Source organism: Flavobacterium chungbukense, assembly GCF_020805785.1.
Lineage (GTDB): Bacteria > Bacteroidota > Bacteroidia > Flavobacteriales > Flavobacteriaceae > Flavobacterium > Flavobacterium chungbukense.
Genome location: NZ_JAJGZV010000006.1, coordinates 222173 through 245258 on the forward strand (window position 1 = coordinate 222173; position 23086 = coordinate 245258).

General features: G+C 33.7%; 23 protein-coding genes and 1 tRNA gene. 14 read left to right on the forward strand and 10 right to left on the reverse strand.

The window, feature by feature from the left end; translation table 11 throughout:
* The first annotated feature begins 74 nt into the window (after positions 1 to 74).
* Together LL966_RS17605 and LL966_RS17610 are read left to right on the forward strand one after the other, a co-directional pair.
* Positions 75 to 530 carry an SRPBCC family protein gene (locus LL966_RS17605; protein WP_229355033.1) on the forward strand — a complete coding sequence of 152 codons (456 nt, stop codon included), beginning with the start codon at positions 75 to 77 and terminating at the stop codon, positions 528 to 530.
* Between the two features lie 70 nt (positions 531 to 600).
* Positions 601 to 996, forward strand: a complete 396-nt coding sequence (locus LL966_RS17610) for a DUF1090 family protein (RefSeq protein WP_229355034.1) — start codon at positions 601 to 603, stop codon at positions 994 to 996.
* A gap of 331 nt (positions 997 to 1327) precedes the next feature.
* On the opposite strand, the gene LL966_RS17615 is transcribed toward LL966_RS17610, so the two are convergent.
* Complete coding sequence (locus tag LL966_RS17615) at positions 1328 to 2137, reverse strand: UbiA prenyltransferase family protein (protein ID WP_229355035.1); 810 nt, start codon at positions 2135 to 2137, stop codon at positions 1328 to 1330.
* Between the two features lie 223 nt (positions 2138 to 2360).
* Here LL966_RS17615 and gcvP point away from each other — a divergent pair, with 223 nt between their 5' ends.
* The 6 genes from gcvP (at position 2361) to LL966_RS17645 (ending at position 10172) form a co-directional block, all read left to right on the forward strand.
* The gene (gcvP, locus tag LL966_RS17620) at positions 2361 to 5210 is read left to right on the forward strand and encodes an aminomethyl-transferring glycine dehydrogenase (RefSeq protein WP_229355038.1); all 2850 of its coding nucleotides are present in this window, start codon (positions 2361 to 2363) and stop codon (positions 5208 to 5210) included.
* Positions 5211 to 5726: 516 nt separating this feature from the next.
* Positions 5727 to 6785, forward strand: coding sequence for a 3-oxoacyl-ACP synthase III family protein (locus tag LL966_RS17625; RefSeq protein WP_229355039.1), 1059 nt, complete (start codon positions 5727 to 5729; stop codon positions 6783 to 6785).
* 285 nt (positions 6786 to 7070) lie between these two features.
* A complete protein-coding gene (locus tag LL966_RS17630; protein WP_229355041.1) occupies positions 7071 to 7592 on the forward strand; it encodes a methyltransferase in 522 nt (173 codons plus the stop codon).
* A gap of 144 nt (positions 7593 to 7736) precedes the next feature.
* Positions 7737 to 8585 (forward strand): glycosyltransferase, encoded by an 849-nt coding sequence (locus tag LL966_RS17635; RefSeq protein ID WP_229355043.1) that lies wholly within the window; start codon positions 7737 to 7739, stop codon positions 8583 to 8585.
* A 79-nt stretch (positions 8586 to 8664) separates the two neighbouring features.
* A complete protein-coding gene (locus LL966_RS17640; RefSeq protein ID WP_229355045.1) occupies positions 8665 to 9411 on the forward strand; it encodes an MlaE family ABC transporter permease in 747 nt (248 codons plus the stop codon).
* Positions 9411 to 10172, forward strand: coding sequence for an ABC transporter ATP-binding protein (locus LL966_RS17645; protein ID WP_229355047.1), 762 nt, complete (start codon positions 9411 to 9413; stop codon positions 10170 to 10172). Before LL966_RS17640 ends, LL966_RS17645 begins: the two co-directional genes overlap by 1 nt.
* Positions 10173 to 10266: 94 nt before the next feature.
* On the opposite strand, the gene LL966_RS17650 is transcribed toward LL966_RS17645, so the two are convergent.
* From LL966_RS17650 to LL966_RS17680, 7 genes are all read right to left on the reverse strand, one after another.
* The gene (locus LL966_RS17650; protein ID WP_229355049.1) at positions 10267 to 10566 is read right to left on the reverse strand and encodes a hypothetical protein; all 300 of its coding nucleotides are present in this window, start codon (positions 10564 to 10566) and stop codon (positions 10267 to 10269) included.
* Positions 10566 to 10871 carry a hypothetical protein gene (locus LL966_RS17655; protein WP_229355050.1) on the reverse strand — a complete coding sequence of 102 codons (306 nt, stop codon included), beginning with the start codon at positions 10869 to 10871 and terminating at the stop codon, positions 10566 to 10568. The genes LL966_RS17650 and LL966_RS17655 overlap by 1 nt, the downstream gene beginning before the upstream one ends.
* A 162-nt stretch (positions 10872 to 11033) precedes the next feature.
* On the reverse strand, positions 11034 to 11630 hold the full coding sequence (locus tag LL966_RS17660; protein ID WP_229355051.1) for a SprT-like domain-containing protein: 597 nt from the start codon (positions 11628 to 11630) through the stop codon (positions 11034 to 11036).
* Between the two features lie 45 nt (positions 11631 to 11675).
* Entirely contained in the window at positions 11676 to 12926 is a 1251-nt protein-coding gene (locus LL966_RS17665; protein WP_229355052.1) for a hypothetical protein, read from the reverse strand.
* 43 nt (positions 12927 to 12969) lie between these two features.
* Positions 12970 to 13647 carry an SDR family NAD(P)-dependent oxidoreductase gene (locus LL966_RS17670; protein WP_229355053.1) on the reverse strand — a complete coding sequence of 226 codons (678 nt, stop codon included), beginning with the start codon at positions 13645 to 13647 and terminating at the stop codon, positions 12970 to 12972.
* Positions 13648 to 13671: 24 nt separating this feature from the next.
* A complete protein-coding gene (locus LL966_RS17675) occupies positions 13672 to 14649 on the reverse strand; it encodes a M28 family peptidase (protein ID WP_229355054.1) in 978 nt (325 codons plus the stop codon).
* Positions 14650 to 14791: 142 nt separating this feature from the next.
* Positions 14792 to 15934 (reverse strand): acyl-CoA dehydrogenase, encoded by a 1143-nt coding sequence (locus tag LL966_RS17680; RefSeq protein WP_229355055.1) that lies wholly within the window; start codon positions 15932 to 15934, stop codon positions 14792 to 14794.
* Positions 15935 to 16417: 483 nt separating this feature from the next.
* On the opposite strand from LL966_RS17680, the gene LL966_RS17685 reads away from it, so the two are divergent.
* The 3 genes from LL966_RS17685 to LL966_RS17695 all read left to right on the forward strand — a co-directional run bounded on the left by LL966_RS17685 (position 16418) and on the right by LL966_RS17695 (position 19620).
* Positions 16418 to 16993: a chalcone isomerase family protein gene (locus LL966_RS17685; protein WP_229355056.1), complete on the forward strand. Its 576-nt coding sequence runs from the start codon at positions 16418 to 16420 to the stop codon at positions 16991 to 16993.
* A gap of 144 nt (positions 16994 to 17137) precedes the next feature.
* A complete protein-coding gene (locus tag LL966_RS17690) occupies positions 17138 to 18364 on the forward strand; it encodes a Glu/Leu/Phe/Val dehydrogenase dimerization domain-containing protein (protein ID WP_229355057.1) in 1227 nt (408 codons plus the stop codon).
* Positions 18365 to 18714: 350 nt separating this feature from the next.
* Positions 18715 to 19620 (forward strand): energy transducer TonB, encoded by a 906-nt coding sequence (locus LL966_RS17695; RefSeq protein ID WP_229355059.1) that lies wholly within the window; start codon positions 18715 to 18717, stop codon positions 19618 to 19620.
* 358 nt (positions 19621 to 19978) lie between these two features.
* Here LL966_RS17695 and LL966_RS17700 read toward each other — a convergent pair whose 3' ends face one another.
* Positions 19979 to 20374 carry an ExbD/TolR family protein gene (locus LL966_RS17700; protein WP_229355061.1) on the reverse strand — a complete coding sequence of 132 codons (396 nt, stop codon included), beginning with the start codon at positions 20372 to 20374 and terminating at the stop codon, positions 19979 to 19981.
* Between the two features lie 3 nt (positions 20375 to 20377).
* The gene (locus LL966_RS17705; protein ID WP_229355062.1) at positions 20378 to 21070 is read right to left on the reverse strand and encodes a MotA/TolQ/ExbB proton channel family protein; all 693 of its coding nucleotides are present in this window, start codon (positions 21068 to 21070) and stop codon (positions 20378 to 20380) included.
* 130 nt (positions 21071 to 21200) lie between these two features.
* Here LL966_RS17705 and LL966_RS17710 point away from each other — a divergent pair, with 130 nt between their 5' ends.
* The 3 genes from LL966_RS17710 (at position 21201) to LL966_RS17720 (ending at position 22993) form a co-directional block, all read left to right on the forward strand.
* Positions 21201 to 22427 carry a bifunctional folylpolyglutamate synthase/dihydrofolate synthase gene (locus LL966_RS17710; RefSeq protein WP_229355063.1) on the forward strand — a complete coding sequence of 409 codons (1227 nt, stop codon included), beginning with the start codon at positions 21201 to 21203 and terminating at the stop codon, positions 22425 to 22427.
* A 178-nt stretch (positions 22428 to 22605) separates the two neighbouring features.
* Positions 22606 to 22680, forward strand: a tRNA-Val gene (locus LL966_RS17715).
* 61 nt (positions 22681 to 22741) lie between these two features.
* Positions 22742 to 22993, forward strand: a complete 252-nt coding sequence (locus LL966_RS17720) for a GIY-YIG nuclease family protein (protein ID WP_229355064.1) — start codon at positions 22742 to 22744, stop codon at positions 22991 to 22993.
* Positions 22994 to 23086 lie beyond the last annotated feature (93 nt).

Consider the following 23086-nt stretch of genomic DNA (forward strand, 5'->3'; position numbering starts at 1 on the left):
GAATTCGAATTGTAGAGTTACTTGCGAAGATTTCTCCTTCGTCGAAATGACAAGATTGCGCAAAAAATAAATTAATGACAACAATAAACCTCACAACCAAAATAAACGCCTCAAAACAAATCGTTTTTGATGCGTCAAGAAATATCGATATTCACCAGCAATCTGCAAGTCCAACAAAAGAAAAAGCTATTGATGGCGTAACATCGGGTTTAATAAATTTAAACGAAACGGTAACCTGGCGTGGCAAACATTTCGGATTTTATATCACACACAAAAGCCGAATTACTGCAATGAATTTCTACGATTATTTTGTGGATGAAATGGAAAAAGGGAAATTCAAATCGTTTAAACATGAACATTTTTTTGAAGAAGAAAATGGCGTTACGATTATGAAAGATAAATTGCAATATGAAACGCCTTTTGGGATATTTGGAGAACTTTTTGATATTTTGTTTTTAGAAAAACATCTTACTAACTTCCTTTTGGAGAGAAACAAAATCCTAAAGGAAGTATCTGAAAAAGAGAATTAAAATAATTTTCTTACTTTTATAAGTAATTCGCTTCTGAATGATTGAAGCAAAACAATCAAAAAATATACTTATGAAATTAAAAATTATATTATCAGCACTTTTATTTACTATGTCTTTTATCGGATTTGCACAAAGTAATTGTACAACTCTAAAAGGTTGCGAAAGAAAATTATGTGAATTAAATACAAAATTAACTGCTGCGAAAAAAGCCGGAAATCAAAACCAGATAAAAGGAGTTGAAGAAGCTATAGCACAGACTAAGAAAAACTGTACCACTAAAACAGTCAATACTGATCTTGACAAAAAAGTAAAAGAAAAACAGCAAAAAGTAAACGAAAGAACTGCCGATTTGAACAAAGCCATTAAAGACAATGAAAGCAAAGAAAAAATCGACAAGAAAAAAAAGAAATTAAATGAAGCTAAAGCTGATTTGAATAAAGCTTTGGCTGAGCAAAAGGTGAAATAGATTTTTCTCGCAGATTTTAACAAATTAATTTGGCGAAGTCCAATATTTAAACGCAATCTTGTCATTTCGACGAAGGAGAAATCTCCACAAGTAACTCCGCAACGAGAATCCAATCTTTGTCGAGCTTCTCGCGGAGATTTCTCCTTCGTCGAAATGACAAGATTGTGGCAACAAATCTTCTTTTAAAAACAAATCTTCTCGTTTTATGGTTCGCGTGAGGGATAGAGGCGGTATCTCCCGATTTAGAAAAACAAGGCTTTTTCAGCCGTAGTTTTTGTTAATCGGGAATTTAGCCGATAGCCTGACCCGGAGGGACACGCCCAAAATAATATTATTTAGAAAACGCAATCATTAACCACCAAAAAACAGGTACGGCTTCGACCCAAAAAGAAGTGTAATATTTCGATCGATTGGTATTGGCAAAGAAGATAAACAACATCAAAGTCACAACCATTATCAGATTGATAATTAGATCGTGAAGTGTAAAACTCAAAATTCCTAAAACCCAAAACGGAACTAAAAGAGAAAATCCTAGAATCTTCGTTCGTTTTACTCCGATTGTCTGCGGAACGGTTTGCAAATGCGGATCGTCATTAGCTAAATCCAGAATTTCGAAAACCAAAATCAGTACAAAAACCAAAACAAAACGCTGAATGCATTTTATAAAAAAATTGGCTGTAAACGGAATTTCGGCATTTATATACGGCAAAACCAAAGTTGCGCCAACCCAACAAAGCGCTACAATGTAGATTTTTACTCCTGCCCAGTTTCGGGCATTTTTTCTGTTTGGGAAAAAAGGTAAAGTATAAAGTGCCGTTATGGCAAAAATTACAACCGAAACAATTTGAGTAATTCGCTTTAAATGGAAAAAATAATAGCCGACTAAAATCAGCGAAATCAAACTTAAAACAGCTATAATTTTTAATTGAATGCCAACTGGTTTTCTTTTCACTCGAACAAGCGCATCGTACTTTACGAAATTATATCCTACAATTGTTCCGAAAAAAACGAACAACGCCATTGATTCATCATATTGAATATGAAAGAAATAAAACGTTATCCTAACCAAAGCATAACACGATAAAGCCACGTGAATACTGCTGTTTAAATAAAAATTGAATATTTGTTTTAGAAGTTTCATATTCCGAAATCTAATCAATTGGTAACAAATCAACTCTTTAGTTAGAAAATTGACAAAAATTGAAGTTAAAAATACCCATTAAATTATTAATAATACTTAATTTTGCGCCACAAAAAAACAACACATTTACTTTAAAATGTAATAAACCTTGTGTAGCATTAGATTACGTCAAATAAAACGCTCGGAAAATTACTTTTGATCTTTAAAAAATAGACTGCTACAAATGAAAACAGATGCTTTTGCTTTAAGACACATTGGTCCAAGAGAAACAGATCTTCAACACATGTTACAAACCATTGGTGTTGAATCTATTGAACAACTTGTTTATGAAACCCTTCCGGACGATATTCGTTTAAAAGCGCCTTTGAATTTAGATCCTGCAATGACAGAATTCGAATTTGCAAATCATATTCGCGAATTAGGGAAGAAAAACAAAACATTTAAATCATACATTGGTTTGGGTTATCACCCAACTATCGTTCCTGCGCCAATTCAGAGAAATATCTTCGAAAACCCAGGATGGTATACTGCTTACACGCCTTACCAAGCAGAAATTGCTCAAGGTCGTTTAGAAGCTATTTTAAATTTCCAAACTACTGTTATCGAATTAACAGGAATGGAAATTGCAAACGCTTCTTTATTGGACGAAGGTACAGCTGCTGCAGAAGCTATGGCTTTATTATTTGATGTTCGTACAAGAGATCAAAAGAAAAATAATATACACAAATTCTTCGTTTCTGAAGAAATTTTACCACAAACTTTATCTGTACTTCAAACACGTTCGACTCCAATTGGAATTGAATTAGTTGTTGGAAATCACGAAACTTTTGATTTTTCAACTGAGTTTTTTGGGGCTATTTTACAATACCCAGGAAAATACGGTCAGGTGAACGATTACAGTGCTTTTGTTGCTAAAGCAAAAGAAAACGAAATCAAAGTTGCCTTCGCTGCCGATATTTTATCACTTGCTGCTTTAACTTCTCCGGGAGAAATGGGAGCTGCAGTTGTGGTTGGAACTTCACAACGTTTTGGTGTACCAATGGGTTATGGCGGACCTCATGCTGCATTTTTTGCAACTAAAGACGAATACAAACGTTCTATGCCGGGTCGTATTATTGGAGTTTCTATTGATGTTAATGGAAACCGTGCTTTACGTATGGCTTTAGGAACTCGTGAACAACACATTAAACGTGAAAAAGCGACTTCAAATATTTGTACTGCTCAGGTTTTATTGGCAGTTATGGCTGGAATGTATGCCGTTTACCACGGACCAGAAGGTTTAAAATACATTGCAAATAAAGTTCACGCATCGGCAGTTACTACTGCTGAAGCTTTGAATAAATTAGGCGTTTTCCAAACTAACACGGCTTACTTTGACACGATTTTAGTAAAAGCTGATGCTCAAAAAGTAAAAGCAGTTGCTGAGAAAAACAAAGTAAACTTCTTCTACCCTGATGCTGATTCAGTTTCAATTTCATTAAACGAAACGACTTCAATTAGCGACATCAACCAAATCGTTGCGATCTTTGCTGAAGCTTTAGGAAAAGAAACTTTCACGGTTTCTGAATTAACTGAAGCTAGTCAATTACCTGCTTCATTAGAAAGAACATCTTCTTTCTTGACACATGATGTTTTCAATAATCATCATTCAGAAAGTCAGTTAATGCGTTACATCAAAAAATTAGAGCGTAAAGATTTATCGTTGAATCATTCGATGATTTCCTTAGGTTCTTGTACAATGAAATTAAACGCAGCTTCTGAAATGTTGCCTCTTTCAATGCCAAACTGGAACAGCATTCACCCGTTTGCACCAGTGGAACAAGCTGAAGGTTACATCACAATGCTTAAAAAATTAGAGCAGCAATTAAATGTAATTACTGGATTTGCTGGAACAACTTTACAGCCAAATTCTGGAGCGCAAGGAGAATATGCTGGTTTAATGGCAATTCGTGCTTACCATTTATCAAGAAACGAAGGGCATCGTAATGTATGTTTGATTCCTTCATCGGCTCACGGAACAAATCCTGCTTCTGCAGCGATGGCGGGAATGAAAATTATCGTTACGAAAACGACTCCGGAAGGAAATATTGATGTAGAAGATTTAAGAGAAAAAGCGATTGAACATAAAGATGATTTATCTTGTTTAATGGTAACTTATCCATCTACTCACGGAGTTTTTGAATCTTCAATTATCGAAATCACTAAATTAATCCACGATAATGGCGGATTAGTATATATGGACGGTGCAAACATGAATGCACAAGTTGGATTAACAAATCCAGCAACAATTGGCGCTGATGTTTGTCACTTAAACTTACACAAAACATTCGCTATTCCTCACGGTGGTGGCGGACCTGGAGTTGGACCAATTTGTGTGAACGAAAAATTAGTTCCGTTTTTACCAACCAACCCAATCTTAAAAGTAGGTGGTGAACAAGCAATTACAGCAATTTCATCTGCACCTTACGGATCTGCTTTAGTATGTTTAATCTCTTACGGCTACATCACAATGATGGGTGCTGAAGGATTAAAAAGCGCTACAGAGCACGCTATTTTGAATGCTAATTACATGAAATCTCGTTTCGAAGGACACTATCCAATTCTTTATACTGGAGAATGCGGAAGAGCAGCTCACGAAATGATTTTAGATTGCCGTGCATTCAAAGAAAACGGAATTGAAGTTGGTGATATCGCAAAACGTTTAATGGATTACGGTTTCCACGCTCCTACGGTTTCTTTCCCAGTTGCTGGAACTTTAATGATCGAGCCAACTGAATCTGAAGATTTAGCAGAATTAGACCGTTTCTGTGATGCTCTTATCTCAATCAGAAAAGAGATCGAAGCTGCAACTGCTGATGACAAAAACAATGTATTGAAAAATGCACCTCACACATTGGCAATGTTAACTACAGATTCTTGGGATTTCCCTTATACTAGAGAAAAAGCAGCTTATCCATTGGATTATATCGCTGACAATAAATTCTGGCCATCAGTTCGTCGTGTAGATGACGCTTACGGTGACAGAAACTTAGTTTGCAGCTGTGCTCCTATCGAAGCTTACATGGAAAACTAAGAAATAGTTTTCTTATACATATTCAAATCCGACAAGTTTTAAAAACCTGTCGGGTTTTGTTTTTTAAATTCAAAAATTTAAAAAATCCCAAAATCTAAAATATAAAATCAAGCTGGGCGTGCCACCATCCCGATAAAAGGGCCAACTCACTTTACGATTATTCGCCCTTTTATCGGGATGCTGTCGGGCTATCCGCGCTACTTCGGTAGCCAGCTCCTATCCCTCACGCAGTCAAAACAATAAAGAAGATTCGGATTTATAAAAACATAACTTTTTGTTAGATTTTTGTGAAATTAATTTTAGTAAATAAAAAATAATTCCAAAGAATCATTTTCCCAAACTTGCTTCAATCGTTTGAAATCTAGGAAATATTAAAAAATCATTAGAAGAAACACAATATATCTTCTAAAAAATTGTTTTTTCATAATTATATGCATGCATACTATTTTTTATGATAGTTATCATAATATTATTTATACATTAGCGCTAAATTTATCGGATAATTAAAGGGAAATAATGAAAATAAAAATAATTGGCATTGGGAGTTACATTCCTAATTTAGAAGTAAAAAACACAGACTTTGACAAACATATTTTTTTAAATGAAGATGGAACTCCATTTGGTTACCCCAACGAAGTTGTTATTAAGAAATTTAAAGGCATTACCGGAATTGAAAATCGCCGATATGCAGAACCAGAATATACCGCATCTGATTTAGCTTTTTTTGCTGCTCAAAAAGCAATAGCAAATGCAGGAATTGATGCCGAAACTTTAGACTATATCATTTTTGCACACAACTTTGGCGATGTAAAAACTGGAACGCATCAAACGGATATTTTACCAAGTCTGGCAACTCGCGTAAAAAACAAATTAGGCATTAAAAACCCTAGATGTGTCGCTTACGATATTCTTTTTGGATGTCCAGGATGGATTGAAGGTGTTCTTCAAGCAAATGCTTTCATCAAATCTGGAATGGCAAAAAGAGTAATGGTAATTGGTGCAGAAACGCTTTCAAGAGTTGTTGACGACCACGATCGTGATTCTATGATTTATTCTGATGGAGCTGGAGTTTCTATTTTAGAAGCTTCAACAGACGAAGCGGGATTGTTGGCTTACGAAAGCGCTACTTACGCTAATGATGAAGCAAATTATCTTTTCTTCGGAAAATCATACAATCCAGATTTAGATCCAGACATCAAATATATTAAAATGTATGGACGCAAAATTTACGAATTTGCTTTAAGTAATGTTCCATTAGCTATGAAAAGCTGTTTAGACAAAAGCGGAATTGCCATCGACGATGTGAAAAAAATTCTTATTCATCAGGCAAACGAAAAAATGGACGAAGCGATTATCGAACGTTTCTACAAATTATACGACAAAACTGCGCCTAAAGACATTATGCCTATGAGTATTCACGATTTAGGAAACAGCAGCGTAGCAACAGTTCCAACTTTATACGATTTAATTCTTCAGGGAAAAATTGAAAATCAAGAAATCAACAAAGGTGATGTTATCATTTTTGCTTCTGTGGGAGCCGGAATGAATATCAATGCTTTTGTTTATAGACATTAAAAAACGTGTTTATATAAAGTAAATTAAGTTTTATTTTTATTGTGAGTGAAATAATCTCGTAAAGACGCGAAGTCGCAAAGTTTTTTAAACCATATAAGTAATATAAGATATTTTAAGTTTTTACTTAATTGAACTTATATTACTTATATGGTTTATTTTTTGATCAAAACTTTACATCTTTAAAAGAAATTTATTTTTCAAACTTAGCTCCGCAACTGAATACTAAAAACTGAACACTGAATACTTTTTTAGTATCTTTGCGCCTTTGCTGATAAAAAATAAAAAATGTACGAAAAAACATTTCCGAATAAAAGATTCAAACTTACTTTAGAGTTTTTACAAAAACACGTTAAAACATCAGAAACCATTTTTGATTTTGGCGTACCAAATCCGTTTTCTAAAATAATGGAAGAAAATGGGTATACCGTAAAAAATACAAAAGGCGAAGACTTAGATAACGATCAAACGGCATTACAAACAGAAGATTATACTGTTTTTACAGCATTTGAAATTTTCGAACATTTATTAAATCCATACACCATTTTACAAAACGTAAAATGCGATAAATTACTAATTTCGATTCCGTTACGTTTATGGTTTTCACCAGCATATCGTTCTAAAACTGATATGTGGGACAGACATTATCACGAATTTGAAGACTGGCAGTTAGACTGGCTTTTAGAAAAAACGGGATGGAAAATAACGGATCGTTTACAATTTACACATCCGGTAAAAAAGTTTGGATTAAGACCCTTATTAAGATATTTTACTCCAAGATATTATATTGTTGTAGCTGAAAGAGCCTAACGGCAAATTCCAATAGATAAATCCCAAATTCCAATTTTAGCCATCTCGTTAAGATTGGAATTTGGTCCCGATAGCTATCGGGATAAAAGATTGGGATTTATTCGCAAGAATTGGAATTTGGAATTTAAAAAATTGGAATTTAAAATGAAATATTACATCGTCATTCCCGCGCACAACGAGCAAGATTTAATTGGGCTAACTTTACAATCTTTAGTTTCGCAAACTGTTTTACCTTCAAAAGTTGTGGTTGTCAATGATAATTCAACTGATAAAACAGAAGAAGTTGTATTGAGTTTTGCAAAAGAGAACCCATACATTTCTGTTGTAAATAAAACTTCAGATGCGATTCATATGCCAGGAAGTAAAGTAATTCAAGCTTTTCAGAAAGGTTTTGAAACTTTAGATTCTGATTATGATATTATCGTAAAAATCGACGGCGATTTAATTTTTCCTCCTAATTATTTTGAAACCATAATCAAACATTTCGAATCTGATCCAAAAATCGGAATGGTGGGCGGATTTTGTTATATCGACAAAAACGGCGAATGGATTTTGGAGAATCTAACCGATAAAGATCACATTCGTGGTGCGCTAAAAGCATATCGCAAAGAAACATATCAGCAAATTGGAGGTTTAAAACCTGCAATGGGCTGGGATACTGTAGATGAATTACTTTGCAAATATTACGATTGGAAAATTGTAACCGACGAATCTTTACATGTAAAACATCTAAAGCCAACTGGCGCAAACTACAACAAAACAGCTCGTTATAAACAAGGCGAAGCTTTTTATACTTTAGGTTATGGTTTTTGGATCACGGCGATTGCTTCGGCAAAATTGGCGATGATGAAGAAAAAACCATTCCTCTTTTTAGATTATATCAAAGGATTTATGAAAGCTAAAAGCGCCAAAACTCCTTTATTAGTAACACCCGAACAAGCTAAATTTATTAGAAATTATCGTTTGCAGAAAATGAAACAAAAGTTAATTTGATTGGTAAAACATTCGAAAAAGCTTAACTCATGACCCATAACTCATAACTTCTTTTTAACTTAGCCAATATTTAAAAATTATGATGCTAATTCGTTATTTATCCCAAATAGGGAGATATTTTTTAATGCTGAAAGAAATTTTCAATAAACAGACTAAATGGTCTGTTATGAAAAGTCTAATTCTAAAAGAAATCGATGACCTTATTATTGACTCACTTGGAATTGTTTGCTTTATCTCGTTCTTTATTGGAGGAGTTGTAGCTATTCAGACAGCCTTAAACTTAACTAATCCATTAATTCCAAAATATTTAATTGGTTTTGCTACACGTCAATCTGTAATTTTAGAATTTGCCCCTACTTTTATTTCGGTAATTATGGCCGGAAAAATGGGATCTTATATTACTTCAAGTATTGGCACAATGCGTGTTACAGAGCAAATTGATGCTTTAGAAGTTATGGGTGTTAATTCCTTAAACTATCTTGTTTTTCCAAAAATTATAGCGCTACTAATGTATCCTTTTGTAATCTGTATCAGTATGTTTTTGGGTATTTTTGGAGGCTGGCTTGCTTCTGCTTATGGCGGATTTTCAACTAGTCAGGATTTTATTGCAGGTGCTCAAATGGAATTTATTCCTTTTCACATTACCTACGCATTCATCAAAACTTTAATTTTTGCAATGTTATTGGCTACAATTCCATCATTTCATGGTTATTATATGAAAGGTGGTGCATTAGAAGTTGGTAAAGCAAGTACCGTTTCGTTTGTATGGACATCAGTTTGTATCATTCTTTTTAATTATATATTAACTCAATTATTATTAGGATAATGATAGAAGTAAAAAATATAGAAAAATCATTTGGAGACAGTAAAGTTTTAAAAGGCGTTTCGACCGTTTTTGAAACTGGAAAAACCAACCTGATTATCGGACAAAGTGGATCTGGAAAAACCGTTTTATTAAAAACACTTTTAGGAATCCATACGCCAGATTCTGGAACAATTGAATTTGACGGAAGAGTTTATTCTGATTTAGACAAAGATGAAAAACGTGAACTGAGAACTGAAATCGGAATGGTATTTCAAGGTTCAGCCTTGTTTGATTCGATGACAGTTGCAGAAAATGTAGCTTTCCCCTTGAGGATGTTTACTAGTAATACTAAAGCACAAATCAAAGAAAGAGTAGATTTCGTTTTAGAAAGAGTAAATCTTGTTGAAGCTCATAAAAAATTACCATCTGAAATTTCAGGAGGTATGCAGAAACGCGTGGCGATTGCCCGCGCCATTGTAAATAATCCGAAGTATTTGTTTTGTGATGAACCAAACTCTGGTCTTGATCCAAATACTTCAACTTTGATAGATAACTTGATTCAGGAAATTACTCGAGAATATAATATTACAACAGTAATTAACACACACGACATGAACTCTGTAATGGAAATTGGAGAGAATATTGTTTTCCTAAAAAAAGGACTAAAAGCGTGGCAAGGAACCAAAGAAGAAATTTTTAGAACTGAAAACAAAGATATTGTGAAGTTTGTTTACTCTTCAAATCTCTTCAAAAAAGTACGTGAAGCCTATTTGAAAGGCTAAAATTTTTAAAAATTCGAATATTCCAATTCTTCGGAAGAATCAAATAAAAAATCCCAAATTCCAACATCATTGTAATTGGAATTTGGGATTTTTTTTAATAGTGTTTGCATAATCCAAATCCTAATGATACACCGACACCTACAAAAGTATATCTTCCTATATCGCCATAAAGTTTGAACCCAACACTCGGTATTAACACATTATAGATCAAATTAGATCTTTTTTTGGAGTAAAATCTTTTATAATTGGCTTCGAAAGGAAATCCATAAAAACCAACAGTTGAAACTGTACGAATTCCATCAAGATCACGACTTTCTAACTCCAAATTATTTCGGCTAATTCCCGCTGAAATACTATAGGAATAATGTTCTTTTACCCAACGCTTCCCATACATTAAGGCAAGCTCAACATTATCTTCTGACTTATAAACCGATGGAGCAATAATAACAGGACCATCATTTTCCTTCTATAGCCAGCCGAATTAATATATCTAAAAGTAAACAGGCTTTCTCCCATTTGATAATTGAGTCCAACACCACCAGAAACGCCAAGATTCTTTACTACTGATAGTCCACCAAAACCTTCAAAAAATATAATTGGATTCGTTTTTTCTTTTAATTCTAAATTAGAAGCCTCTTGTCCTGAAACAAAATTTGAAAAAACCAACACAAAAAATAAGTTGAGTAATTTTCTTTTCATAAAAAAACATTTTTTCAAATATACAGCAATTCTACAAATGTAGAGCAAATTATATTTAAAAATTAATATTAAATTTCTTATAGCAAATACCAACAAAAAATTCCAAATTCCAGTCTTACATAAAATTGGAATTTGGAATTTCTATTTTGAGCTATTTCAATCCTAATTAATCAGCTCAACTTCAGCATTTGGATTAAAAAGATACGTCTTTCCTGAACTTATTTCGATACATTCAAAACGTTTGGTTCTAACGGCTAATTTCTTGAATACTTTTCCATTTTTGATTCTGAAAACGCTTCCATAAGGAATTTCGAAAACGTAATTTTTATCATTATCCTTATCGTATTGCTTTAAAGCTAGAGACAAAGTCGTATCTGTATCACTACTCGCGGACGGATTTTTGAAATGTCTTGCCAATAAAGGTAAAATGTGTCCTGGAAATATTTCTGGCCTTATATAAGGCACCATTAAATGCTGAAAAGTATATTTCCATTCATTGCCATGTGGTTTTATGTTTCTTCCGAATTTTTCGAAAGCCACCAAATGTGCAATTTCATGAATAAGCGTAATTAAAAAACGATACTTATTTAAACTTGCATTCACAGTAATTTCATGCTTTCCGCTAGGTCCACGTCTGTAATCACCGTGGCGTGTCTGACGCTCGTTTACAATTTTCAAGTGAACCTGATTGGCCACAATCAAATCGAAAACAGGTTTTACTGCGTGTTCGGGAATGTATTTAGCTAAAGTGTCGCTCAAGTGTATAATTTTTTATTAGCGCCAAAAATACTTCTAAATATATTTTTATAAAGTTAAATATTTAAAATATTGGCTGTTTACGTCTTTTTTAATTTCGCCGTTGGCAAAAAACACATTCATTTTTGTTTCTTTCGCTTTTACTTCATCTTCCACATTTTTCACTTTTCCTTCTTGATATTTAAGAGTATATGCTTTTTGAAGATATTCTAAACTACTTTTTGAATTATTTAAAACCTGAAAACTAGAAGCAATATTAATGTAACAAGCCCATAAAGCTGCTTTTTGTCCTTTATCGTTCTGATCTAATTCTTTTGAATATTGGTCCATTTTTAGAATAAAATCAGTAAAAACTTTTTTCTTATTTAGGTAATTTTTATAATTTTTCAAACGAGTTTCGTCCTGAAAACGGCTTGATTCGTCTTTAAGAACCAAATTATTTTTTTGAATGAATTCGGCATTTGCTGATAAAAGAGCTTCATCGATTGTTGGCTCAGCTTTGTTCTTTGACCATTTCTCCAAAACATCGACGTCTTGATTTAATTTAGCAAAAATCGGGTTTTTATCTTCTTTAGAAATTCTAGAAAAATAAAAACTATCCTGATAATATTCGACATCTATCCAGGAAACCAATCTTCCGCGCATATTTTCCTGAATGTTTTTCACCAATTGATTAAAAAGCAAATCTTTATCAATATTTTCTGTTAGGTAGCTTACCAATTCTGCTTTGGTTTTACCTAACGGTGAATTATTTGTCTGCTCTTTAACATTATATGTTTTTTCCATCACAACTTCCTTAGTCATACTATTTATAATTTTATAGACAGCATCGTATCTATAATATATAACACTAGAAAAAGGAGGATCAACATTTTTTGTTTCACTAATATTCGATGTGTAAGCAATATTTTTTATAGAAATATCTAAGATAAAATGATCTTTAGCTTCTTTGTCATTTAACGTATATCCAAGTTCCATTAAAGTTGGAATATGGTATCCTTTCATATCAGGCTCAGTATCCGTACCAATAATGGCTCTCTTTAAATCTTTCTCTTTAAAAAACTCATTGTAAGACAATGGCGGACGGGTTCCTTTTTTTTCTCCATCGACAAAAACAACTATCAAATCTGGCGAAAGATGAAGTTTAACTCCATAACTGTGATATCCTTCTGGAATGTAACTTTCTGGATAAACGAAATTGTAAAAACTCAAAACTTCAGATTTGTAAGACTGAGCATAAGTTTTCAAATTAAAAACAATAAAAAATAAAGCAGTTAAAAGAGTAATTTTTCTTTTCATGAATTGGCTGGTTAGATTTGGGTTTGAAAATAGTTGTTTATTTTTAAGGATTAGTTGATGAAACTTCTAAGACTTTTCCGTTAAAATATTTATTGCCATCAAGTGTAAAATCATAAATATAAGTTGCCATTCCTTCAGCAGAAATTGGCGCTTGATAGCCAGGAAAAGCTTCATTCAGCATTTCTGTCTGAACAGAACCTAATGCTAAAACATTAAATGATATGCCGCGTTCTTTATACTCCTCTGCTAGTAATTCTGTCAAAGTAATTACGGCACCTTTACTAGAACTATAAGCTGCTAATCCTGCAAATTTTAAGCTTCCGCGAACGCCTCCAATAGAACTAATCGTAACTACATGACTTCCTTTTCCTAAATACGGAATACAAATTCGAGTTAAATTGGCTACTGCAAAAACATTTACTTTATAAATGCTTTCGAAATCAGCTTGGGTAGTTTCTGCAAAAGGTTTTAAAAGTAAAGCCCCTGCGTTATGAACAACTGCATCTACTTTTTTCCAAGTGGAAGAAAGAAACTGACTCACTTCTTGTAACGCATTTTCATCTGCCAAATCGATAGAAAGGCAAGTAACATTTTGGTGTTCTAATAAAGACTGTGGAATTTTTCTGGAAATTGCCAAAACCTGATGGCCAGCTTCAGCAAATTTCAAAGCTAGTTCATAACCTATTCCTCTGCTTGTTCCTGTAACGATAATATTTTTCATGCAACAAAAATAATCAAATGCTTCTTATTTATTCATCGTTATTTCTTGAGTTGGCGAAACCGAAATTTTAGTAACGGCAGGCAACAATTCTTGGGTAAAAGCTGTGATATGCGGTATATCCATCAATTTAAATTCGTCTGAAACATGATGATAGAAATCAAAATTTTCAAAATCAAAAGTACTTATTGACTGGCAAGGTTTTTTAAAAACGTCATAAAATGAGTAATTGTCAGATCTGTAAAACAATTCATATTCAGCTTCTTTTGGTAAAAAACCGATTGTATTTTTCCCTGTATATTCATTTATTTTCGCTGCCATATTCGATTTGTCAAAACCGGTTATGTAAGCCAGATAATCTCTTTTCATCGGCACTCCGATCATTTCTATATTTAATTGGGTGTAAAGATTAAAGTTTTCTTTTTTCAATTTCTGCACTAAACTTTTTGAACCCAATAATACTTTTTCTTCCCCTGCAAAAAAGACAACTAATATACTTCGTTTATTGGCTTTCGTTTTGGCAAAATACTTAGCCATTGCCGCTACCGAAGTTACGCCCGAAGCATCATCATTAGCACCATTATTGATTTTATCCGCTTGTTCTTTTTTCTCAATTCCTATGTGGTCATAATGCGCGCTCAGCACAACAAATTCTTTTTTTAATTCTGGATCTGTTCCTTCTATAACTCCCACTATATTAAAAGCCGGAGATTTAAAATTAGTCAACGTATCGCGATAGGTTTTAAAATACGGTTTAATGCTGTTCTTTTTTAAAAAATCTTCTAAAAAGACAGCTGCTTTTTCGATTCCCTTTGTTCCTGTTTCACGTCCTTCCAATTCATCTGAAGAAAGATATTTTAAGAAATCTGAGATTTCAGTTTCGCTGACTTTGTAATTAACTTCTATTATTTTTGAATCTGATTTAGAATCTTTTTCAACCACACTTGTAGTGCTAGATTTACAAGCTATTAAAATGAAGGGAAGCAGGAAGTAGATTTTTTTCATGGTTTTATGCTGAATTAGAATGGTTTTGGAATCTTATTTTATTTGAAAGCATAAACTTATGAAAACTAAAAGAATATTCATAAAAAAACCCTTTCAAAGTACAAATCTGAAAGGGTTTAAAATATTTTCAAGAAACAATTCTTTATCCAGCAATAACAGATCTTGAAATTACAATTTTCTGAATTTCGGAAGTTCCTTCGTAAATCTGAGTAATTTTTGCATCACGCATAAAACGTTCTACATGATATTCTTTTACATAACCGTTTCCACCGTGAATTTGGACAGCCTCCACAGCGGTATCCATAGCAACTTGAGAAGCAAATAATTTTGCCATCGCACCACTCACGTCGTAATTTTTATGCTGATCTTTATCCCAAGCCGCTTTCATACACAAATGACGCGCTGCTTCGATATTTACAGCCATATCTGCCAATTTAAAAGCAATTGCTTGATGATTGCAGATTTCGGTCCCAAATGCTTTACGCTCTTTAGAATATTTTAAAGCCAATTCGTAAGCTCCCGAAGCAATTCCTAAAGCTTGAGAAGCGATACCAATTCTACCTCCAGCCAAAGTTTTCATTGCAAATTTGAATCCGAAACCATCTTCTCCGATTCTATTTTCTTTTGGAACTTTCACATCAGAAAACATCAAAGAATGTGTATCAGAACCACGAATTCCCATTTTTTGTTCTTTTGGGCCAACAGAGAAACCTGGCATATCTTTCGTCATAATCAAAGCATTAATTCCTTTGTGCTTTAATTCTGGATGTGTTTGTGCGATTACCAAATATACAGATGCAGTATTTCCGTTTGTAATCCAGTTTTTGGTTCCATTTACTAAATAATGGTCGCCCATATCAATTGCTGTTGTTTTTTGTGAAGTTGCGTCACTTCCAGCTTCAGGCTCACTCAAACAAAAAGCGCCGTGAATTTGTCCAGAAGCTAAACCAGGCAAATATTTTTGTTTTTGTTCTTCTGTCCCATATTCTTGTAATCCCCAGCAAACTAATGAGTTATTTACAGACATTACTACAGAAGCTGAAGCATCTACTTTAGAAATTTCCTCCATGGCAATCACATAAGAAATAGCATCAAGACCACTTCCTCCATATTTAGGATCCACCATCATTCCCATAAATCCAAGTTCTCCCATTTTTTTAACTTGCTCCGTAGGAAAGATTTGTTTTTCGTCACGTTCAATAACTCCAGGCAATAATTCATTTTGAGCAAAATCTCTTGCTGCCTGCTGAATCATTAAATGTTCTTCGGTAAGATTAAAATCCATAATAATTTACTTTAAATGTTTTTGCAACCCCAATTCTAAAAATTCGGCTGGTTGGTGGTTTTTATGTTTTTTGTGTTTTTTTTCGGTGCCAATTTTATAATGCAAAGGCTTCCAAAGATACTTTTTAAAAGTGTAATTTACAATGCATGCATACAAAATTAATGGATCAGCAATGATAACGATAACGTTTTCGTAATTATTTAGGTTTTCGAGTAAATGAGCACTAATTATGCAACAAATTTTCTAAAATTTAAGAATGATATCACAGTACTAAATCGGGTCGAATTTGACTAAGTTTTGCGAATTTTAGATTAAACAATTCTTAAAACGCGCAATAGTACGTAAAACAAGTCTTACTAATTTGATTATTAATGCAATAGAAAAATTAAATGTAAATTTTACAGAAAAAAAACATCCAAAAAATGACTCAAATATTAATAAATTAACATTATTTTTACCCAAAAAATAAATAATTGACAGAACATGAAAAAGATTTTACTATTACTCACACTCCTTTTAAGCTTACAATTTTCAACCGTTTCGGCACAAACTCAGATAGATGTTAATGGTGTTACTGTTCCTAGAAAAATAGAATTCTTGGGCAAAACTTTACAGCTAAATGGTGCTGGCGGAAGATCTAAAATGTGGATGGAAGTTTATGTGCAAGCATTGTATTTATCGCAGCTAACTCAAGATCCGCAATTCATAATAGACAGCGATACTGAAATGGCAATTAGAATTGAAATCACTTCTTCTATGGTTTCTTCTAGTAAACTTACCAAAGCGATGAACACTGGTTTTGAAAAATCTGCTGGAGCACAATTAGAACAATTACGTCCAAGAATTGAGCAGTTAAAAAGCTATTTGAGTGATGCGATTACAGAGAAAGACGTATTTGTCTTAGCTTATAATCCTTTAGATCAAAATGTTTATGTTTCAAAAAATGAAGTTATAAAAGGGAAAATTCCTGGTTTTGATTTCAAAAAAGCTTTATTCGGAATCTGGCTTTCTGACAAACCGGTTGACGAAACTTTGAAAAAACACTTATTAGGACAATAGTTCTTAATTTTTTAAATATACCAAAAGCCGTCCCGAAAAATTTCGGGACGGCTTTTCTTTTTTGTTTGCTAAATTTGATGCGAAATACATTATTCGCATTATTCTATTTTATACATTTACGCAAAATAAACATATCACAACAAAATGAAAGATTTATTACAACAATTTGAAAATAAAGCACCTGAAATTGTTTTTAATTGGAAAGATTCAGAAACAGAAGCCGAAGGGTGGACTGTCATTAATTCACTTCGCGGAGGAGCTGCGGGTGGAGGAACAAGAATGAGAAAAGGTTTAGACATGAACGAAGTTTTGTCTTTAGCCAAAACTATGGAAGTTAAATTCTCTGTTTCCGGCCCTGCCATTGGCGGTGCTAAATCTGGAATAAATTTTGACCCGAACGATCCTCGCAAAAAAGGTGTTTTGCAACGTTGGTACAAAGCGGTTTCTCCCCTATTAAAAAGTTATTACGGAACTGGAGGAGATTTGAATGTTGACGAAATTCATGAAGTAATCCCGATGACAGAAGAATGTGGTGTTTGGCATCCGCAAGAAGGTGTTTTTAACGGACATTTCAAACCAACCGAAGCTGATAAAATCAACCGAATTGGTCAATTACGTCAAGGTGTTATCAAAGTAATTGAAAATCCTAAATTCTCGCCAGATGTAACGAGAAAATATACAGTTGCCGATATGATTACTGGTTTTGGTGTTGCAGAAGCAGTTCGTCATTTTTATGCAACTTATGGTGGTGATATAATAGGCAAAAAAGCAATCGTTCAAGGTTTTGGAAATGTTGGTTCTGCAGCCGCTTTTTATTTAGCTGAAATGGGAGCAAAAGTGATCGGAATTATTGATCGCGATGGCGGATTAATTAAAGAAGATGGTTTTTCTTTTGAAGAAATCAGAACTTTATTTTTGAACAAAGATGGAAACAAATTAGTTGCCAACAATATGATTCCGTTTGAAGAAATCAATTCTAAGATTTGGACAATTGGTGCAGAAATTTTCACGCCTTGTGCGGCTTCAAGATTGGTAACTCAAGCTCAAATTGATAGTTTAATCGCAAACGGATTGGAAGTGATTTCTTGTGGTGCAAATGTTCCTTTTGCTGACAAAGAAATTTTCTTTGGTTCTATTATGGAAGAAGTAGATCATAAAGTAAGTTTGATTCCTGATTTTATTTCAAACTGCGGAATGGCAAGAGTTTTTGCATATTTTATGGAGAAAAAAGTGCAAATGACTGACGAAGCTATTTTTAATGATACTTCAGAAATTATAAAAAATGCGATTGTAAAAGCTCATGCTCTAAATTCGTCTAAAACAAATATTAGTGCAACTGCTTTTGAAATTGCATTGAAACAGTTAGTATAATCTATTTTATACTTTATATATAAACGAGCCGAATCTGGCTCGTTTTTTTTGTGCCGTAGATTTTTAACGCTAAGTTATTTTTATTTGGAGCGCAAGCAAGATCTAAATATTAAGTCCGCAAAGCTTTGTGTACATCTAGCTTTGTGAACTTAAATAGGAGATTTACTCAAATTTGAGAAAAATAAAACTTTGCGTTTCTTTGCGTAAATCTTAGCGTGCTTTGCGTTATAATTAATTTAAAAACACTTAGCGAAATTTGTGGTTAAATCTAACCTTACACTTTCATTCTAAACAATTTTTACTACTTTTAAACGTTTTTAAAATAATACATTTCAAAATTAAGAATCTACATGAGTTCGTCTATTTCTTCAGATCAAAAGAAATCATTGTTATTCACAACTGCTATTTATGCGGCAATAATTCTATTGCTGTTTTTTATACGTTTTTGGCCTCCTTACAATCCAGAAAACAATGTCGCACTTGCTGACGGCGGTGGCGGTGGCGGAGGTGTAACTGTAAATTTTGGTGACAGCGATTTAGGTTCTGGCGCTAATTATAAAAGTGAAGTTCTGAATGTCAAAAACAATGTAAAACAAGTTCAAACAAAAGCTGCTCCAGAAGAAGCAATCGTCACTCAAGAAAACGCTGAAGCTGATAAAACAGACGTGGTAATTCCAACAAAAGAAAAGCCCAAAAAACCTGTTCCTGTTACAAAACCAGAAACAAAACCTGTACCTGAAAAACCTAAAGTTTCGAACTCAACGAACGATGCCTTATCAAGTATTTTAAAAGGTTCCAACAAAGGCGGAGATGGAGACGATAAAGCTTCAGGAAATAAAGGAAAAGCTAACGGAAGTTTAAACTCAAACGGCTATTACGGATCTGGTGGTTCTGGCGGAGGAACTGGAGGCGGTAACGGAACCGGAAATGGCATTGGAACCGGAAGCGGTTACGGCGCTGGAAGTGGCGGAGGTTCTGGCGGTGGATCAGGTTACAATCTAAATGGAAGAAAAGCATTATCTAAACCAGCACCAAAATATACTTGTAACGAAGAAGGCAAAGTTGTGGTAGAAGTTACTGTTGACCAAAATGGAAAAACTATAAGCGCAACTGCTGGAGTAAAAGGAACAACCAATACTGCAAGTTGCTTATTGGAACAAGCTAAAATTGCAGCATTAAATACCAAATGGTCTGCTGATTCGAATGCAGCGGCTAAACAAGTTGGGAAAATTATTTATAATTTTAGTTTGGATTAAAACACGAATTACACAGATTTACACTAAATCTGCTCTTATAAAAAAAAGGCTTTCAGAAATCTGAAAGCCTTTTTTTATTTTCTTTATTCTAATTGATCGATTAGTTTGTCATCCTGAGCGAAGTCGAAGGACACGCAAGTAATTCCTCAAAGGGATATCATCATTCTTTGTCGAGCTTCTTGCGCGTCCTTCGACTTCGCTCAGGATGACAAAGTGTTGCGTTATTTTTTTTGCGTGAGGGATAGAAGCAAGCTACCGAAGTAGCGCGGATAGCCCGGTCCCGTTAAGATAAGTGGGCGAATATTGATAAAGAATGTTTGCCCACTTATCTTAACGGGATCACGCCCAAATCTTAAATCTATTTCGGACTTGTTGCAATTACAAACTTCAGATTGTTCCTTACTCCTATCTGCAAAACATCAACTAAATCTTGAACTTGCAAATTGAACGGAATTCGAACGACAACAGTTTGTTCTTTATCTGTTCCTATTTTAGACATTAAACTAGTTTCCAAGTTTTCAAAATCAACTTGTTCTTTGTCAATGTAGAACTTTTTATCTTCTGTAACAGACAAACTAATTAATTGCTTGTTTGTTTTTTCGTTAGATTTTGCTTTAGGAAGCGTCATCTTAATCACATTCGGGTTTGCCAGTGTTGAGATAATCAAGAAAAACAACAGCAGGAAGAACATAATGTCGCTCAAAGATGAAGTCGCTACTTCGGCGTGAAATCTTCTTTTTCTTTTAATAGACATACCTTATGCTCTTTGAATTATATTTACAAATTCTAAAATCTGTTTCTGAATTTTCAACGCGAAATCATCGATTTTTCCGTTCAATAAATGGTAAGCAGAATAAGCAATAATACCAACAATTAACCCAGAACCAGAACTAATCATTTTTTCGTATAAACCTCCCGAAATGTTTCCGATACTAATATTTTCGGTAACCGAAATGCTATAGAAAATTTTAATAACCCCAGAAATCGTCCCAATGAAACCAAGAGTGGGCGCGATACCAGCAATAAGTCCAAGATGACCTAAACGTCTTTCCATTTCGCCAATTTCGATATCAGCAGCACGGTCCATATTAGATTCAATTTCAGCAATTGGTCTTCCGATAACCAAAACGCCTTCTTTCAATATATTTCCAGCGGCCGTATTATTTCTTTCTACAATAGTTCTTGCTAATTCAATATTTCCAGAATGCAATTTATCGCCAACATCCTGCATTAATCTGCCATCAATTTTTGATGCTCGGCTGATGTACATATAACGTTCGAAGATTACATAAATGGTATAAAACAATAAAATCGCGATTGGAATTAAGAAAACTCCCCCTTTCATGATAAACCCAAACATTGAAATTTCTTGTTCCGGAGCAATCTTTTCGATTACTACATTTGAAGCATTTGCGATTGTATCTGTTTGTAATTGAATAAAACTAAACATATATTAATTCTGGTTTTTAATAATTAATTCTAAAAAATATTTGAAATTTGCAATAAAGATAATTTTCGCTGTAATATTAAACTACAAAAATCGAAATTTATTTCAATCAACAACTATTTTATCCAAATAAATGAACTATCAAGAGACTACCGAGTGGATGTTTAATCAACTTCCAATGTACCAATTGCAGGGAGCTTCAGCTTATAAAGAAGATTTAACGAATATCAAAATATTGGCTGCTCATCTTGGCAATCCTCAAAATAAATTGAGATGTATTCATGTGGCTGGTACAAACGGAAAAGGCTCTACTTCTCATATGTTATCTTCGGTTTTGCAAGAAGCTGGATATAAAGTCGGATTGTACACTTCTCCACACTTAAAAGATTTTAGAGAACGAATTAAAATAAACAGTGAAGAAATTTCAGAAGAGTTTGTTATTGAATTCGTGGCAAAACATAAATCTTTTTTCGAAGCTAATGATATGAGTTTCTTCGAAATGACAGTTGGATTGGCTTTTGATTATTTTGCAACTGAAAAAACTGATATTGCTATCATTGAAGTTGGTCTTGGCGGAAGATTGGACGCAACCAATATTATTACGCCTTTGGTTTCGGTAATTACAAATATTGGCTTAGATCATACACAGTTCTTAGGAAACACTTTGGAAGCCATTGCTGGCGAAAAAGCTGGAATCATCAAACCGAATATTCCCGTCGTTATTGGCGAATATACTGATGAAACCAAACCTGTATTTTTGGCTAAAGCCGAAGAAAATAATGCTCCAATTTATTTTGCCTCAGATTTAATTGATCAAATTTATTTGTCTGACTTGATTGGTGATTACCAATTTCACAATAAAAAAACGGTTCAGCAGACGATTTCTATTCTGAATAACGAAACCGATTTTAAAATTTCAAACGAACAATTAACAGAAGGTTTATTGCATGTTGTAAAAAATACTGGTTTACAAGGCAGATGGCAGCAATTGGGAGAAAACCCAAAAATAATCTGCGACACGGCGCACAACAAACACGGATTAACAGTTGTCATGAATCAGCTTAAAAACGAAAAATATGAAAATCTGCATATTGTTTTTGGTGTTGTAAATGATAAAGATCTAGATTCAATTTTACCATTATTTCCAAAAGAGGCAACTTATTATTTCTGCCATCCAAATTCGTCGCGAGCTTTACCAGCAGAAATTTTACAAAGCGAAGCAAAAAAGCATGATTTAATTGGAGAAAAATACAATTCTGTTGCCATCGCTTTCGCGGAAGCTAAGCAAAATGCTTCGGAAAATGATTTTATTTACGTTGGCGGAAGCACTTTTGTTGTTGCCGAATTGCCTTTGGACTAAAATATACTTTTGATTTAGAAAAAACTTCAAAAAAATCATTTTAATAACAAATTCATAAACAGCGAGATATAAATTATTTTTAAAAAAATTTTATTTTTTATTCAAATTCCTTTGCAGAACTCAAAAACTAGCGTATATTTGCACTCGCAATCACAAACGATAGCAACCTAGTAAAATAGGGCGATTAGCTCAGCTGGTTCAGAGCACCTCGTTTACACCGAGGGGGTCGGGGGTTCGAACCCCTCATCGCCCACAAAATTCCAAAAACTCCAAAATCATTTGATTTCGGAGTTTTTTGTTTTATATACATTTTTATGAATTTTATTGTCTACATTTTGTTTAGCGAAAGCAAGAATAGATTCTATATTGGATTTACTTCCAATTTAACAGAAAGGCTAATTCGCCATAACCAAAAAAGCAAAGGTTTTACAGGAAATGTAAACGACTGGAAAGTCGTTTATACTGAAAATTACGAAACCAAAGAAATTGCTCATAAAAGAGAATTACAAATTAAATCATGGAAAAGCAGAGTTAAAATCGAAGAGTTAATTAAATCTGCTGGTTAAGAGCATTCCGATTTTTCATCGGAAGTGGTCGGGGGTTCGAACCCCTCATCGCCCACAAAATTCCAAAAACTCCAAAATCATTTGATTTTGGAG